The organism is uncultured Nostoc sp., assembly GCF_937863485.1.
Classification (GTDB): domain Bacteria; phylum Cyanobacteriota; class Cyanobacteriia; order Cyanobacteriales; family Nostocaceae; genus Nostoc.
The window spans coordinates 25,394-41,122 of sequence record NZ_CALMFY010000182.1; the positions used below are offsets into that span (position 1 = coordinate 25,394).

The 15,729-nt window shown below is 41.4% G+C and carries 15 protein-coding genes and 1 pseudogene; 6 read left to right on the forward strand and 10 right to left on the reverse strand.

Translation table 11 applies throughout. The annotated features are described in order from the left end of the window. Window position 1 precedes the first annotated feature (1 nt). Window positions 2-193: a hypothetical protein gene (locus tag Q0541_RS24100; protein ID WP_298916551.1), complete on the forward strand. Its 192-nt coding sequence runs from the start codon at window positions 2-4 to the stop codon at window positions 191-193. Window positions 194-232: 39 nt separating this feature from the next. Here the strand turns inward: Q0541_RS24100 and Q0541_RS24105 are convergent, their stop codons facing one another. The 9 genes from Q0541_RS24105 to Q0541_RS24145 all read right to left on the reverse strand — a co-directional run bounded on the left by Q0541_RS24105 (window position 233) and on the right by Q0541_RS24145 (window position 9,398). Next, window positions 233-844, reverse strand: a complete 612-nt coding sequence (locus tag Q0541_RS24105; protein ID WP_298916553.1) for a DUF4360 domain-containing protein — start codon at window positions 842-844, stop codon at window positions 233-235. Window positions 845-2,004: 1,160 nt separating this feature from the next. After that, complete coding sequence (locus Q0541_RS24110) at window positions 2,005-2,646, reverse strand: DUF4360 domain-containing protein (protein WP_298916556.1); 642 nt, start codon at window positions 2,644-2,646, stop codon at window positions 2,005-2,007. A 515-nt stretch (window positions 2,647-3,161) separates the two neighbouring features. Next, window positions 3,162-3,806 carry a DUF4360 domain-containing protein gene (locus Q0541_RS24115; RefSeq protein WP_298916559.1) on the reverse strand — a complete coding sequence of 215 codons (645 nt, stop codon included), beginning with the start codon at window positions 3,804-3,806 and terminating at the stop codon, window positions 3,162-3,164. Window positions 3,807-4,306: 500 nt separating this feature from the next. Continuing rightward, window positions 4,307-4,474, reverse strand: coding sequence for a hypothetical protein (locus Q0541_RS24120; RefSeq protein WP_298916564.1), 168 nt, complete (start codon window positions 4,472-4,474; stop codon window positions 4,307-4,309). Window positions 4,475-4,611: 137 nt separating this feature from the next. After that, entirely contained in the window at window positions 4,612-5,346 is a 735-nt protein-coding gene (locus Q0541_RS24125) for an HAD family hydrolase (RefSeq protein WP_298916567.1), read from the reverse strand. A gap of 138 nt (window positions 5,347-5,484) precedes the next feature. Beyond that, the gene (locus tag Q0541_RS24130; protein ID WP_298916570.1) at window positions 5,485-6,612 is read right to left on the reverse strand and encodes a S1 RNA-binding domain-containing protein; all 1,128 of its coding nucleotides are present in this window, start codon (window positions 6,610-6,612) and stop codon (window positions 5,485-5,487) included. Between the two features lie 296 nt (window positions 6,613-6,908). Beyond that, window positions 6,909-7,016 (reverse strand): photosystem II reaction center protein T, encoded by a 108-nt coding sequence (locus tag Q0541_RS24135; RefSeq protein ID WP_084227385.1) that lies wholly within the window; start codon window positions 7,014-7,016, stop codon window positions 6,909-6,911. 97 nt (window positions 7,017-7,113) lie between these two features. Next, window positions 7,114-8,643 (reverse strand): photosystem II chlorophyll-binding protein CP47, encoded by a 1,530-nt coding sequence (gene psbB, locus Q0541_RS24140; RefSeq protein ID WP_298916583.1) that lies wholly within the window; start codon window positions 8,641-8,643, stop codon window positions 7,114-7,116. A gap of 428 nt (window positions 8,644-9,071) precedes the next feature. Next, a complete protein-coding gene (locus Q0541_RS24145; protein WP_298916586.1) occupies window positions 9,072-9,398 on the reverse strand; it encodes a hypothetical protein in 327 nt (108 codons plus the stop codon). Window positions 9,399-9,720: 322 nt separating this feature from the next. Between Q0541_RS24145 and Q0541_RS24150 the strand changes: the two genes are divergently transcribed. From Q0541_RS24150 to Q0541_RS24160, 3 genes are all read left to right on the forward strand, one after another. After that, a complete protein-coding gene (locus Q0541_RS24150; RefSeq protein ID WP_298916589.1) occupies window positions 9,721-9,909 on the forward strand; it encodes a hypothetical protein in 189 nt (62 codons plus the stop codon). A 395-nt stretch (window positions 9,910-10,304) separates the two neighbouring features. Then, on the forward strand, window positions 10,305-11,957 hold the full coding sequence (locus tag Q0541_RS24155; RefSeq protein WP_298916592.1) for an ABC transporter substrate-binding protein: 1,653 nt from the start codon (window positions 10,305-10,307) through the stop codon (window positions 11,955-11,957). Between the two features lie 265 nt (window positions 11,958-12,222). Further along, a complete protein-coding gene (locus Q0541_RS24160; RefSeq protein WP_298916598.1) occupies window positions 12,223-13,248 on the forward strand; it encodes an ABC transporter permease in 1,026 nt (341 codons plus the stop codon). A 252-nt stretch (window positions 13,249-13,500) separates the two neighbouring features. Here the strand turns inward: Q0541_RS24160 and Q0541_RS24165 are convergent, their stop codons facing one another. Continuing rightward, window positions 13,501-13,941 (reverse strand): hypothetical protein, encoded by a 441-nt coding sequence (locus Q0541_RS24165; RefSeq protein WP_298916602.1) that lies wholly within the window; start codon window positions 13,939-13,941, stop codon window positions 13,501-13,503. A gap of 191 nt (window positions 13,942-14,132) precedes the next feature. Between Q0541_RS24165 and Q0541_RS24170 the strand changes: the two genes are divergently transcribed. Further along, window positions 14,133-15,206 (forward strand): ATP-binding protein, encoded by a 1,074-nt coding sequence (locus Q0541_RS24170; RefSeq protein ID WP_298916605.1) that lies wholly within the window; start codon window positions 14,133-14,135, stop codon window positions 15,204-15,206. 136 nt (window positions 15,207-15,342) lie between these two features. Beyond that, window positions 15,343-15,729, forward strand: a pseudogene (locus tag Q0541_RS24175) (ATP-binding protein); the annotation flags it as partial.

Sequence of the window (15,729 nt, forward strand, 5' to 3'; positions counted from 1 at the left end):
TATGCTTACTACTTTAGCTTCCAGCAGAAAAGCCTTGCCAGAATGTTTGCCGAATGTACCACTAGGCTGTGTAATCGTAGATGCTGATCAGATAGTTGCACAAGCATATACCCAAGCACCAGGACAGTACGATGCTGAAGCTGGTGCGCTGGCTTTTCACTCATTTATTGTGAGGATTTATTTAATCCTCTAACATTTGACTTTCTACATCGCACCGCTATATCTGCCCTTACTAACAACGAGTAAAAGTAAACTTAATTTGATAGCCCTGATCGATTCTAACTTTGGTTTGCTGCCCTGCTGCTGCATCTCTGGCACGCGCTATCAAATTCGTGTTGATACCGAAAACCGAATTCACTGGGTTAGCACACGCGTTTATTGTATCTGGTGTAATAGCTACATTTTTTACCCATCCATTTAAAAAGCCAGACGGAAAGTTTGCGTTTGGATTATTACTAGAATTTGGAACATCTTTGCCTTGAAACACTAATCTAACTTTTAGGTCAGCACTGCCTCCCTTAGGCACATTTGCAAAGCCAACATACTTGATGTTAATGGGCTTAACTTTGTACCCCTTAGGCACATTAAGCCCAATTCTCAGATTGCAAGATTTTGATACAACCTTAGGATATACAGCTACAGCCTCAAATGAAGGTAAAGTTACAAACAGAGTATCTGCTTTCAAACTTGTTTGGGCATTTCCCGAGGGGCAGCCATTTCCAAAAACAGTTACTGGAACACTTTCAAACTGAAATCCTTGTGGTTGGGCCTGTACCTGAGACAAACCCACAACATTTAAACTCAGTAGCGTCAAACTGGAAATAAGAGCAGTTAAAACTTTCATATCTTTCATCTCAAATAAGGAGAGCTTATCAGGTTTGTTGTCAATACTTATGTCTCAAGACACAGAGTAAAAAATTCTTCAGACCGATTGGAAGAAATATTTCTATAAGTTGATAAAACAGCTTTAGAGAGTTCAGCTTTTGTGAAAAATTAAATGCAAAACCGAATATGCATTTAAAAAATCTAACAACTATTAAAAGCAAACTTTATTTGGAACAATACAGGACCGATTGCTGTGTTTATTTTATCAATTCGGATTTGGGTTTCTTGATTTGCAGGTATACCTCTAGCTCTTGCCGTCAGAGTTGAATTGATACCAAAAATCGAACTTACTGGGTTTTCACATGCATTTATTGTGCCTAATACAATACCTACATCTTTGCTCCAAGTACCTGAGAATCCAGCCCAAACGTTGCGTTTGGATTATCAATAATTGGAACTTCTATCTCCTATAAATATTAGATGGAATGTAAAACTCCTAAAATACTTCTAGACAAAAAAATTTTACTTGGCAGCCTCTTTGGGGTTTGGGGATTTATAGCAGCCATAAAATGTATGTAATTCGCTCTGGTTCAGGGAGACAGAAATAGGATAAAACAATCAATTTCTGACTCAGAAATTATTTATCAGAGGATTTCAGTTATCAGAAAATAATTCAGGAGTCAGGACTTAGAATTCAGAATTGAATTCTGTGCTACTAGCGGATAGCGCAGCGGTAGCGAGTCTACAAGGGGATAAATAAATTGGTTTAAGACCCCACTAAATCTTCTCCTTTTTAGATGCACTCGCGTTCGATTTAGTGTTCAACAATATAATAATGGGACTAAACCTTCCACTGATTGATTCTGACTCCTGAATTCTTACTTCTGAATTCTTACTTCGGAATTCTTTTTCAATTGAGAATTGCCCTTACGATAAGTTTTGAGAACACTATAAATCACAGACAAATATATTTTACCTATCCAAAGACAGATGTTTTGCAAATTGTGATTTAGTTAGATTTATCAGCTACTTTGATTTGACCTAACTATTTATCAAGACAGAGAGTCAAAGATTTATTCAGAGAGATGAGAATAAATCTTTCGATAAATTGGTAAAGCAGCTTTAGAGTGAGTAGCTTTTAGGAAAATTAAATGCAAAACTAACTATGCATTTAAAAACCTAACAAGGATTAAAAGCAAACTTGATTTGGAACAATACAGGCCCAATTGTTGTATCGATTGTATCAATTCGGATTTGGGTTTCTAGACCTTTAGGTTTACTTGGTACACCTGAAGCTTTTGCCGTCAGAGTTGAATTAATACCAAAAACCGAACTCACTGGGTTATTACATGCATTTATTGTGCCTAATGTAACACCTACATCTTTGCTCCAAACATCTGAGAAGCTAGCCGGAAACGTTCGGTTTGGATTATCGTCGGTTGGAATTACTTGACCTTGAAAGAGTAGTTTCACGTTCAGGTCAGCACTGCCTCCTTTAGGCACATCTGCAAAACCAAGATACTTGACGTTAATCGGCTGAACGTTAAATCCAGAAGGTACATTCAGACCGATCCGCAAATTGCAGGATTTTGATATAACATTAGGACGTGTAGCTTTAGCTTCAAATTCAGAAAATGTTATTGAAAGGGTGTCTCCATTTAAAACTCCCTCTGCTGTTCCTTTTGGACAACCATTTCCCGAAAGAGTTACTGGAACATTTTGAAACGTAAATCCTTCTGTTTGAGCCTGTACCTGAGATAAACCCACGACATTTAAACTCAGTAGCGTCAAGCTAGAAATAAGGCCAGTTAAAATTTTCATATTTTTAGACTCCGCGAAAACGTGTAATTTCTTGTACAAATTAGCTGCAACTTAAAATTCCCTAAGATACTTCTACTACAAAGGAATTTTACCCACCATCCTCTTTAGGGTTTGGCGAATCATAGCAGTTCTTAATTGTTTGCAATACGCTCTGATTAAGGCAGACAGAAATAGGATAAAATAATGAATTTCTGGCTGTAAAATTATTTATCAGCGTATTCATTTATTTAAGAATTGCCATTTTATTACCAATACTATTTTTCCAAACAGAGAGCCAAAGATTTCTTCAAGGCGATTGGAAGAAATCTTTGTATAAGTTTGGTAAAGCAACTTTAGAGGATGTTTAAAAACGGTATTTTGCTCTCCTGATAAAGCACGGGTAATTATCTCAGGACATGGTTGAAACCTTATTTTTTTCGTCGCAGTTGACCTGAGCCACCGGGACTTTTAAAACATCCTCTTAGAGGCATCAGCTTTTGTAAAAAATTCAATGCAGATTATGCATTTAAAAAAACTTAACAAGGAGTAAAAGCAAACTTGATTTGGTACAATACAGGGCCGATTGTTGTGTCGATTGTATCAATTTGGATTTGGGTTTCTAGACCTTCAGGTTTAGTTGATACATCTTTAGCTCTTGCCGTCAGATTTGTATTGATACCAAAAATCGAACTCACTGGCTTCTTGCATGCATTTATTGTGCCTAATGTAATACCTACATCTTTGTTCCAAACATCTGAGAAGCCAGCTGGAAACGTTGCGTTTGGATTATTGGTAGTTGGAACTATTTGACCTTGAAATAGTATTCTAACATTCAGGTTTGCACTGCCTCCTTTAGGCACATCTGCAAAGCCAAGATACTTGACGTTAATCGGCTGAACGTTTATTCCAGAAGGTACATTCAGACCGATCCGCAGATTGCAGGATGCTGATACAACCTTAGGAGGTTCAGCTTTAGCTTCAAATTCGGAAAATGTTACTGAAAGAGTATCTCCAACCAAAATTCCCTCTGCTGTTCCCTTTGGGCAACCATTTCCAAAAAGAGTTACTGGAACTTTTTGAAATGTAAATCCTTCTGTTTGAGCCTGTACCTGAGATAAACCCACAACATTTAAACTTAGTAGCGTCAAGCTGGAAATCAGACCAGTTAAAATTTTCTTCATAGTAAGGACTCCGCAAAAACGTGTAATCTACTGTGTACATTAGCTGCAATTTCAAATTCCTAAGATATTTTTAAACAAAGGAATTTTACCCAGCAGTCTCTTTGGGGTTTGGGGATTTATAGCAATTCTTAGTTGTGTGCAATATGCTCTGGTTAAAGGAGACAGAAAATAGTAAAAAACAATGAATTTCTGGCTCTGAAATTATTTATCAGCATATTTCACTTATCAGAAATAAATTTAGGAGTCAGAAGTCAGAATTCTCCACTTGAATTCTGTACGACTGGCAGATGAATAAATGGGTTTAAGACCCCCACTAAATCTTCTCCTTTGAAGACGCTACGCGAACGATTTAGCGATCAACAAAAAAGTGGTGGGTTTGAATCCCACATTAATTGATTCTGACTCCTAAATTCTGACTTCTGAATTTTTCTTCAATTGAGAATTGCTACAAAAATAATGTGTCGATAATTACAGTATGTCACCTGAGAAGTATATTCTATCTATCCAAAGATAGATATTTCGCAAATTTTGACAAATTCTTGTAAGAAAGTACGTAGACGCATAGCGGTGAGACAGCGCTCTGCACCAAAAATCCCAGCCTCAGCAATCCAGTGGTATTCCTCTACTGTCCACAGGCAAAATTTTAACGTCGTTTTTGTGTTTTGCATGGCTTTAGCAACTGTGAGGAGCAATTAATACGCCATAAATAGTATGATATAAACAAGATATTTTGCTCTAGTAGGGTAGGACAGCTGTGCTACCCTATAAATTGCTGTACTTCACGCAATATAAAAACAGTTATAAATTAATCTTCTAAAATCTGGATTTCATCAAGTTGATTAATCACCACATCCGCACCTCGGATGTTATCCGATTTACCCACCCAAGTGATACCAATACAACCTGCGGCTTTAGCATTACGTGCCATTTGCATATCACCAACTGAATCACCCACCATCAATGTAGCGCCTGGTTCTACTTCCAAGGCTTGACAAGCTTGCAAAAATAGTACTGGATCTGGTTTACTCGGCCCCTCATCTACTCCCATTTCCAATTGGATATAATCATTTAATTGGTGATTCGCTACAAAGTTATGTACTTCTTCAGTTGTCGCAGCTGAGAGGATGCCAAGTTTCAAACCCCCTTCCCGTAAGTATTTCAATAAGTCTAAGCTACCCACAAACAGCGGTGAAGGAGTTTGTTCAATGTATTTCTCTGCTTCATCCAAAGCTTGAGTGGCTATTTTTAAGGACTCAAACCATCCTCTTCCAGTTTCGGCAATATATGCCGCACATGCAACTTCTGTTTCGCGGCGACTCGCCACCGCTATCAAACCTGCTGGATTTAGGCTACTACCATTGACGCCAAATGCCATTAATAGCGGTTCCCCAATACCGGGAACTTGAGCATCTATCAGCCTCGCTGCCCTTTGTGCGAGCGATCGCAAATACGTTTCTGAATCTTCTAGAGTACCATTTTTGTCAAATATAATTGCCTGGATATTATCAAAAGTGATATTTCCACATTTAATAGTTGCCACAATATTTCACCCTACTTATTTAGTTATGAGTTTTTATTCCTAACTTTGGCCAATTCTCCACATAAAAAAAGAGGGAAAAACCCTCTTTATATAATGATTTAATACTCTTACTTAAAGACAAGTAAAACTATAAATGTATTATTGTTCAATCGCTGCTGGAATTTCCTCTTCAGTTTCCGTCGCTGGTGGAATCTCTTCTTCAAGTTCTGCAGCTGCTGGAATTTCCTCTTCAGTTTCCGTCGCTGGTGGAATCTCTTCTTCAAGTTCTACAGCTGGTGGAATCTCTTCTTCAAGTTCCGCAGCTGGTGGAATATCTTCTTCTGCAACAACTTCTACAGTTGCAGCAGGCGCAGCAGTAGCACCTTGTTGCTTGGCTAAGAGCTGTTCACGATACTTAGCAGCCATTTCTTCTGCCTTATCGTAGACCAAATCCCGGTTTTTAATCATGTCTCCGGGTTCGGGTTCTAGTTGCTTGGTAGATAGGGAAATCCGACCCCTTTCTGCATCCAAGTCAATGATCATAACTTTCACTTCATCATTGACATTGAACACGCTATGAGGTGTGTCAATATGTTCGTGGGAAATCTCAGAAATGTGCAGTAGGCCACTGACGCCGCCAATGTCGATGAAAGCACCGTAGGGTTTGATGCCACGAACTGTACCAATTACTACTTCACCAACTTCTAAGCGGTTCATCTTCCGCTCAACCAGCGCCCGACGGTGAGATAGAACTAGGCGGTTACGTTCTTCGTCCACCTCTAAGAATTTCAATGGCAAATCTTCGCCTACCAATTCTTCTTTAGGTTTGCGGGTACTGATGTGGGAACCAGGGATAAAGCCACGTAATCCCTCAATCCGTACTAATGCTCCGCCACGATTGGTTGCAAACACACCAGAACGGACAGTAGCATCTTCTGCTTGCAGCTGTCGCACGCGCTCCCAAGCCCGCATATATTCAATACGGCGAATGGAAAGAGTTAATTGACCATCTTCGTTTTCATCGGTAAGAATGAAAAATTCTCGCGTTTCGTTTGACTGTAAGACTTCTTCCGGGCTATCTACCCGGTTAATAGACATTTCTTGTATAGGTATATATGCTGCGGTTTTAGCACCAATGTCAATCAGAGCGCCGCGCGGCTCTATACTGAAAACTGTTCCTGGGACAACATCACCAGGGCTAAAATGATAGTCGTATTTGTCAAGTAGAGCAGCGAAATCTTCGTGAGTGAATCCAATTTCTGTAGCGGTTAAATTCTGATTGACCATGCTTATTTGTTCCCGGTTCTAGTCTCCGTAAAGGTTGTGCCACAAGCGCGATGTATGTTACACAAGCAGTTTTATGGCAGCTTACATAACACATCCTTTTTCATCCTAGCGCAGAAAAGCTAGTATTAACACATATCTCCTCCCAAGATTGGGAATTATATCACAATATTAAAATGGTTGGTCATTTACTTAGTAGTTAAAACCAACAAAGGACAAAAACAATAATATCCGTTGCTACCACAATTAGTAACAACGGATACTAACATTAAATTCGCTTCCAGGTCTAGTAATAGGCTCTACTTATCTTTTGGTTTCTCAAAGCGAGGTGGTTCGCGAAATGCGATCGCAAAGAATAGAGTACCTATACACAGAGTAAAAATCAAGATGTACGCAACGCTTTCCATATTTATAAGTTCCTGCCTATCGAGCCAGTAATTAAAGTTCTTAGTGCTGAGTCAGAGCCTTAACTCAAAACTGTGGACTCATAACTCAGCACTGAAATTAAAGGGCTTCCTTGCGGCGGGTTGATTTGTCACCCACTTTCTGGAACAGACCCCACTCAACTTGCTCTTCTAGATCCGCATCAACACCAGCAAATACGTCTCGGTAGATTGTCCGAGCGCCATGCCAGAGATGACCAAAGAAGAACAATAGGGCAAATACGGCGTGTCCAAAGGTAAACCAACCTCTAGGACTGGTGCGGAATACACCATCAGAGTTCAAGGTTTCCCGGTCAAATTCAAAGATTTCACCGCCTTGAGCCTTACGGGCATACTTCTTCACATCAGCTGGTTCTGTAAAGGTCTTACCGTTTAGATCACCACCGTAGAAACTGACAGTGACACCAGATTGCTCAAAGCTGTACTTAGATTCTGCCCGACGGAAGGGAATGTCAGCGCGGACAATTCCATCTGCATCGGTCAAAATCACTGGGAAGGTTTCAAAGAAGTTGGGGAGACGACGCACGGTCAATTCCCGTCCTTCAGAATCTTTGAATACGCCGTGACCTTGCCAAGACTGGGCAATACCATCACCCTTGACCATAGGCCCTGTACGGAATAGACCGCCTTTAGCGGGGCTATTACCGACGTAATCATAGAAAGCCAGCTTTTCGGGAATCCCCGACCAAGCTTGGTCAAGGGTTGCACCTTGGGCAACGTTTGTTTGGACGCGGCGCTGAATTTCTTGACGGAAGTAATTCTGATCCCATTGGTAGCGGGTAGGGCCAAACAATTCGATCGGAGTGGCGGCGTTACCGTACCACATAGTACCAGCAACAACGAAAGCAGCAAAGAAGACTGCTGCAATACTGCTAGAAAGTACTGTTTCAATGTTCCCCATCCGTAGGGCTTTGTAGAGCCGTTCAGGGGGTCTGACTGTGAGGTGGAATAAGCCTGCAATAATACCGACAACACCAGCAGCAATGTGGTGAGCCGCAATCCCACCAGGGTTATATGGGTTAAAACCATCTGGACCCCATTCCGGTGCTACTCCTTGGGCAGCCCCAGTTATTCCATAAGCGTCAGAAACCCAAATCCCCGGCCCAAATAGTCCGGTGACGTGAAAAGCACCAAAGCCAAAACAAAGTAGACCAGATAAGAACAGGTGAATGCCAAACATTTTTGGCAAGTCTAGGGCGGGTTCACCAGTGCGGGGATCTCTAAAGAGTTCCAAATCCCAGTAAACCCAGTGCCATACGGCGGCTAGGAACAATAGACCTGAAAGAACAATGTGAGCCGCAGCAACGCCTTCAAATGACCAGAAGCCAGGATCAGTTGCTGGACCACCAGTAACGTTCCAACCACCCCAAGATTGGGTGACGCCCAAACGTGACATGAAGGGCAGGACAAACATCCCTTGACGCCACATCGGGTTGAGAATTGGATCGCTAGGGTCAAAAACAGCTAGTTCGTAGAGTGCCATCGAACCAGCCCAGCCTGCTACTAAGGCTGTGTGCATCAGGTGTACAGAAATCAGCCGCCCTGGATCATTCAGAACGACTGTATGTACTCGGTACCAGGGTAGTCCCATTGACTACGCTCCTCCTCGATGAGTTAGTTTACAAAGCAATTTTCTTACTGAGATTCTGAGAAACGAAAGTCGCCACTCAGAAAACTCTCTCTTGTTTTTTGTTATTGCCAGAGCCAGAGTTCTACCATAGCTTAGTCTTATAAGTCAGACAGCGTGGGAGATGAGGCAATGCTTACTCGCTTCGGGAGGTTTACCTTGTAGGGTAGCCACCGCCAAGCAAAAATGAGAATGTTTTAAAAAGTGTAACTATTGATGGAATTGTTTGCAAGCGTGTAAATTGATGCGATCGCGTAGCATCTCCAAGTTTTTTCGCTACCAATACCCATCATAGATTAAATTTGCTTATCTTTTCTTTACGAGGTGAGATGAGCGGGCACAGGGCAGAGGAAAAGTTGCAGTAAGTATTTACCCAATGCCCAATGCCTATCCTACTGAACCACCAATTGGATGTTTTGCAGTTGACATTTCGTCTCAGCCGTACCCAGGCGTTCAATTACCTGTTCAGCGCTCATCAAACGCTTGAGTACTACTTGACCTATAGTCCTACTGGCGATTGCTGGTGTTGTTGGTTTAACTTCCACGGTTAAAACGGCTTCTTCAACTCGATAAAGCCATAGCAATTCGTTTTGTTCCACTATGCAAATATTCATTCGCTGAATATCTGGTTGGCGTCGCCATGCAGTTATTTGCCAGAGTCCATCAGATGCCCAGACTCTAGCAACTGCCCATCCTTCAGATAGAAAGAAATACTTCACGGTCTTAGTCTCACTATTAGACTTTCAATCTGCTGTTCACGATATCGCGATCGCTTGATTTCGCTAATGTATAAACACTAGATTTGTTAAGTAAAACCATGCACCCAATCTCTATGAAAAATCGCTCAACAGGTAGTTATGTCCAAGCGGTAACATGCTCCCGTCTTAATGTACATTACTTGGACTAAGGTCAAAGCTTAACAAATCTATTCGCTAGTAACTATGAATTTACGACAAATTCAGCCAATGTTTAAAATCTTAATTAAATAAAAATTTTTCAGTACTTAACAAATGTAAATTTCTGTATTTTGTCAATGATTTTTTGTCACAAATAGTGCGACGCCAAGTAGCCCGCATTTCTCTACGAGACGCTGCGCCAACGACATGGTTTAACTACTTCTCTGCGAGAGGCTGGCGCTTAGGGCGTAGCTATGCCGCAGGCTTTACGGCTGCGCTCAGTACAAGTGCGCTCACCAGCCGCTCAGTGACCATCGTAGACATCGCACAGTAGCAATAAATTTAGGGACTTCCAGTTAAAAAACATCCCATAGTAGGGGCGCAAGACCTTGCGCTCCTATTAGAAATGTACAAATAATTTTGGATAATTTATTTTTTGTCAGTCCTTTAACCATGAAGTTGAGCATCCGCCACAAATTTTTGATTTAGAAGGTTACAGAGTCATAATGTAGAACAAGTTTTCTCTCACTTGAGTGTGTAAGTTCTGTTTTTTTATACGTATATACTTAGCCATCGGCATTGCCAACCAAAGCGGGTGTTCCATCCATAGACGCGTAGCGGCTTAAGGCAGGGTACGAGAACCGAGAACCACTATATTTATGAAGATTCAGCAAAATAGTCACAAATGTAGTAAAATTACTGACCGCTGATCTCAAAAATATTATTGCCATGACCTGGTTTTCCTTGTCCGTGAAACGGTGGGGTCGGATTACACAATTCCTATCTTTGTTCTGTCTATGTTTATTTTTAGTTGTTAGTTGCGCTCCTCGTCCTAAGCTTTCTACGCCGCCATCCGGTTCTGTAAATAGCCCTACAGGTGATGGTCGTATTACTATAGGTACAACAGCAAAGCCGAGAACCCTTGATCCGGCTGATGCTTATGAGTTAGCATCCTTAGGTTTGGTGTTTAATATGAGCGATCGCCTCTACACCTACGAATCAGGAAGTACGGAAATTAAGCCGCAGCTAGCTACAGCATTACCCAAAGTCAGTCAAGATGGCTTAACTTATACCATCCCCTTACGTCAAGGAGTGGTTTTTCATGATGGGACTCCCTTCAATGCCCAAGCAATGGCGTTTACAATCCAGCGCTTTATTGAAAATAAAGGAAAACCCTCATTTTTACTAGCTGATATAGTAGATTCGGTAAAAACTACAAGCGAGTATGAGTTAACAATTAAGCTGAAAAAGCCCTTTGCAGCGTTTCCCTCACTGTTGGCGTTTCCTGGGGTATGTGCAGTTTCACCAAAAGCTTACGAACTCGGTGCTGGTAAATTTAAGCCGAATATTTTTGTGGGGACTGGCCCTTACAAATTAGGACAGTATGGTACTGATTCAATCCGATTTGATCCGTTTGATAAGTATTGGGGAGAAAAACCAGCTAACAAGGGTGTTAACCTCCAAATTCAAACTAGTCCGGTTAATTTGTTTAATGCTTTCCGTACAGGCGCAGTCGATGTAGCTTATCTGTCACTACAGCCAGATCAAAATCGCAGCTTGGAAGAAGGTGGTAAAAAAGGGGATTGGCAAGCGATCGCAGCTGAAGGTAGTGTAGTAAGTTATCTGGTATTAAATCGAAATCAAAAGCCTTTAGATAAATTAGAGGTAAGACAAGCGATCGCGTCAATAATTGACCGTCCACTTTTAAATGAGCGGGCGTTGCTTGGTCAAGCAGATCCGCTTTATAGTATGATTCCCACGACGTTCAATGTTTCCCAACCATTATTTAAAGATAAGTATGGTGATGCTAACTTTGATCAAGCGAAAAAATTGTTAACTTCTGCTAGTTTCTCCAAAGAAAATCCCGCAAAAGTACAAATTTGGTATCCTTCTAGTTCACCTACTCGTACTTTGGCAGCACAGACACTTAAATCGCTTGTCGATGTCAAGATGGATGGAATCCTACAATTTGAAGTCACCCCCGCCGAAGGGCCAGCCTTCTTTAAAGATATTGCTAAGGGTTTGTATCCGGCAGCTTTACTTGATTGGTATCCAGACTTTTTAGATCCAGATAATTACGTCCAACCATTTTTGTCTTGTGACAAAGGTTCAGCTGCTAAAGGATGCGAAGATGGAGGCAGTCAAACTCAGGGTTCATTTTACTATAGCGAAGCCATAAATAAACTGATTGATCAGCAACGCAAAGAACAAAACCCCGAAGCGCGTCAGAAAATTTTTACAGAAATTCAAACGCAAGTAACTAGCGATGTACCTTACGTTCCCTTATGGCAAAGCAAAGACTATGTATTTGCCCAAAAAGGTGTGAACAGCATACAACTTAACCCCACCCAAATTTTGATTTACCAGACAATTAAAAAGTAGTTAAAAAGTCAAGGGGATAAGAAATTACTCTTTAACCTTTAACCTCTGTGTTCTCTGCGCCTTTGTAGTTAATTTAATTACGTTTTAACCACAGAGACGCAGAGAGCGCAGAGAGAATAAAGAGATTTTATAAGTCACTTTGAAAGGGTTATGTTCAATATTTTTAATTTTGACTTTTGGTTTTTAAGTAAATATGTTTCGCATCCGGTCAATAGCCAAGATCCTTTCAAAAATTGCATTTTGAATTTTGAATTTTGAATTGCTTATGTCTCGCTCTAAAGCTTTACAATATTACATTGTTTCTCGGTTGCTTCTCGCACCACTTCAGCTATTAACGATTATCACCATTGTATTTCTCTTACTGAGAGCAACACCAGGAGATCCAGCAGATGCAATTCTTGGTGGACGTGCGCCAGAAGCAGCTAAAGAAGAATTGCGAAAACAACTTGGTTTAAACCTTCCTTTGTGGTTACAGTACCTCAATTATTTGGGAAGCATACTGCGTTTTGACTTGGGAAGTTCTTTGTTGAGTCGGGGAGAGAATGTTTGGGACATAATTGGACAATATTTTCCGGCGACGGTGGAGTTAGCAGTATGTAGTATGGCGGTTGCACTCATCATCGGAATTGCGGTTGGGACTCTTTCGGCTTCTCGTCCTGGAACATATTTCGATGTCGGTGGGCGCTTATTTGGGATCATCACCTATGCACTCCCCATGTTTTGGGCGGGAATGCTTTTGCAGTTGATTTTCTCAGTCCAATTGGGTTGGTTTCCTAATTCCAACCGCTTTCCGCCTAATCTTCCGGCTCCCACGCCTGTGACTGGATTGTATACAATTGATAGCTTACTCGGTGGAAATTTCACCCAGTTTTTCACATCTTTGCACCATCTTGCTCTACCGAGTCTCACACTAGGAATTTTGCTCAGTGGGATTTTTGAGCGAATTGTACGAGTGAACTTAAAGCAAACCTTGCAAGCAGATTATGTAGAAGCAGCTAGAGCCAGAGGTATTGGTGAAAATAAGATTTTAGCCTCCCATGCCTTAAAAAATGCCCTAATTCCAGTAATTACAGTCTTAGGATTAACTTTTGCGTCTCTGTTGGGTGGGGCGATTTTGACAGAGGTAACATTTTCTTGGCCTGGGTTAGCGAATAGATTGTATCAAGCGATCGCCGATCGCGATTATCCCACAGTCCAAGGAGTGCTAGTCTTTTTTGGTGCGATCGTCGTGAGTGCCAGCATTTTGATTGATATTTTAAATGCCTATGTAGATCCACGAATTCGATATTAGAGCATCGATTCAGTAATCAAAAACCTCACCCTGGTTATGCTACGCAAAACCTGTCCCTCTCCTTACTAAGGAGAGGGATGTCCTTTCTTGACAGGGTGAGGTTTTTGTTTTGATTCGATGACTTGTGTGTACAGGCAACTGAAATTACTGCCCAACATCCAAGATAAAGTAGAAAGTATTGTCAACAATTCTGTTGCTGCCAACATATTTGATAATGGGTATGTTGACTCGGTGCTGTCCTGGTTCAAGCTTTCAGCTTTTTTGGAAGTTCCCAATATTATGACAACTAGCATTAATCGGGAAGTTACTAGAAGTGAAAAGGCCATTTTCATAACTCTCAATTCCATTTTTAAACAGATACGCTTTTACTTCTATTCGATTGACTAGAGCTTGAGATGGTATGCAATAGCTGAGGTTTGATAATCTTAGAGTATCTTTAGCTTTTAGAGGTATGCGATCGCGATTTGTCACTACTTTAGGTTCATCACTATTAACCTGCACCGTGAGATTATCAACGCATACTTTAGCGGCAATAACTTTGTCACATGTTGTAGAAGTGAGAGTAAAAGAGGGCTTTGGTTCTGAAGAAGGCTTGTTGTCACGCCCCATTATGGCAGGCACTCCGACAGTTGCTATGGTGGCAGTGGCAGCGATAAGAGCAAGTATAAGCTGTTGTCTAAAAGTTGTTTTCATTTCTCAAACTCCTTAACTTTTTTGCTGTAACACCATAATCACTTGAGACACAGGTTCTATAGGTAGGCGTTAGTAGGAAGCTTGAGTGATTAAATTGTTGTAGGGGAAAGTAGGCAAATGTAGGTTTGTAGGGTAAAGTATTACACTAATAGCTAATTTTAAAATTTACTCTGCCAATTCAATTACACTGAATGAACTCACAAGAAGCGTTAGCATTCATCAATAGACTGCTTGCGGAAAATAGAAAGCAAGTTTTAAATGAATTAGAAGAAAAGCTCTTTTTAGGGATATGGGCAGATCAAACTTACTCACAAATTGTTGCTCAAACTCATCACAGCGATCAATATGTGAGAGAAGCCGGCGCGAATTTATGTAAAAAAATCACAGAAGATTTAGAAATAATAGTTAGTAAGAAAAATTTTAAAAATCCAATAGAATACCGATATCAACAGTATTCGGTACAAGTTTCACCTTCCCAAAAACCAATTGCAGAACTAACCAATCCAGCAGAACGGGAGGAATCACAGTCACCTTATCTATCACAGCAAAATCATAATCCCTTCATGCCCCAAAACGGCAGAATAGAAAATCCGCAACAGTTTTTTGGACGGGAACGCGAAATCCAGTGGGTATTTGAAGTTCTTAACAGTGGTAGCAGTGTGGCTCTTATAGGAGAAGAGGGAATGGGCAAGTCATCTTTGTTATGGGTGATTTACCAACAAGCGAACAATCACCTGCAATCAGCACGTCAACCAGTTTTTCTAGACTTAAATGATGGAGTTCATAATGAAGATGAATTCTATATGGCTTTGTGCGACAAGGTAGGTATACCTGAGAGTAAAGGCTATCAGCTAACTCGTAACTTACGAGATAAAAGAGTGCTATTGGCTATAGATAATTTAGGAAAGTTTACCTGGGACGGATTCACTCGCCAAGTAAGAGATCAACTGCGTGGTTTAGCCGAAGGGCGTGATGCTTCTTTGCGGCTGATTTTAGCTGCTAGCGAACCTCTGGACAAGCTATTTAACGACAGTCAGGATAACGGCAAAACATCTCCACTGGCAGGTATTTGCCAAGAAGAAAATATGAAACCTTGGGATGAAATCAGCGCCCGTGCTTTTATTACCAGCCGTTTGGCTAACAATTCTGTGAGTTTTACTGAGGAGGAAATCATCCAACTCATCCAAGAAAGTGGCGGACATCCTCGCAAACTGATGCAATTGTGTTATCGAACTTATTCGCGGTATGTGGAGGGTGTGCAATGAATAACACCACTTTGACCTCTCCCCCAACCCCTCCCCTACGAGGGGAGGGGAGCAAGATTACTCCTACTCCCCCTTCCCTCATAGGGAAGGGGGCTGGGGGGTTAGGTTCTTCGCGGGTGATGATGGAGGTTGAATAATGACCCCTGTACCCCGCCTAGACTTAGCGCCCAAGTTGAGGCGTCCTCTCTCGCTGTGGAACCCCTTAGATTATCTGCGCCTTTTGTACTGGGTGTTTTTCTTTCCCCAGGCTTTGCGGTGGTATGTGGACAGATTTGGCGGTAGGTATATTCCTAAAAGGGAAATGAATTGGCGGAAGCGATGGGAGTTATTACGTCAAAATGCTATTCAACGTCAGTTGGTTTTCCAAGGATTAGTTTTAACAGTAGTTACACCTCTAGCTGTAGGTCTATTTTTTCAGGCTGTAAACGTTCCCTTTAGGTTCGTGCTGGTAGGCGTGGCGGAAGGCGTGGGGTTCGGCGTGGGGTTAGGCGTGGGGTTCGGCGTGGCGGTACTGCGTCCAGAA

Coding starts and splice junctions, on each gene's coding strand:
- Q0541_RS24100 (WP_298916551.1), top strand. CDS start 2: ATGCTTACTACTTTAGCTTCCAGCAGAAAAGCCTTGCCAGAATGTTTG.
- Q0541_RS24105 (WP_298916553.1), bottom strand. CDS start 844: ATGAAAGTTTTAACTGCTCTTATTTCCAGTTTGACGCTACTGAGTTTA.
- Q0541_RS24110 (WP_298916556.1), bottom strand. CDS start 2,646: ATGAAAATTTTAACTGGCCTTATTTCTAGCTTGACGCTACTGAGTTTA.
- Q0541_RS24115 (WP_298916559.1), bottom strand. CDS start 3,806: ATGAAGAAAATTTTAACTGGTCTGATTTCCAGCTTGACGCTACTAAGT.
- Q0541_RS24120 (WP_298916564.1), bottom strand. CDS start 4,474: ATGCAAAACACAAAAACGACGTTAAAATTTTGCCTGTGGACAGTAGAG.
- Q0541_RS24130 (WP_298916570.1), bottom strand. CDS start 6,612: ATGGTCAATCAGAATTTAACCGCTACAGAAATTGGATTCACTCACGAA.
- Q0541_RS24135 (WP_084227385.1), bottom strand. CDS start 7,016: ATGGAAAGCGTTGCGTACATCTTGATTTTTACTCTGTGTATAGGTACT.
- psbB (WP_298916583.1), bottom strand. CDS start 8,643: ATGGGACTACCCTGGTACCGAGTACATACAGTCGTTCTGAATGATCCA.
- Q0541_RS24155 (WP_298916592.1), top strand. CDS start 10,305: ATGACCTGGTTTTCCTTGTCCGTGAAACGGTGGGGTCGGATTACACAA.
- Q0541_RS24160 (WP_298916598.1), top strand. CDS start 12,223: ATGTCTCGCTCTAAAGCTTTACAATATTACATTGTTTCTCGGTTGCTT.
- Q0541_RS24165 (WP_298916602.1), bottom strand. CDS start 13,941: ATGAAAACAACTTTTAGACAACAGCTTATACTTGCTCTTATCGCTGCC.
- Q0541_RS24170 (WP_298916605.1), top strand. CDS start 14,133: ATGAACTCACAAGAAGCGTTAGCATTCATCAATAGACTGCTTGCGGAA.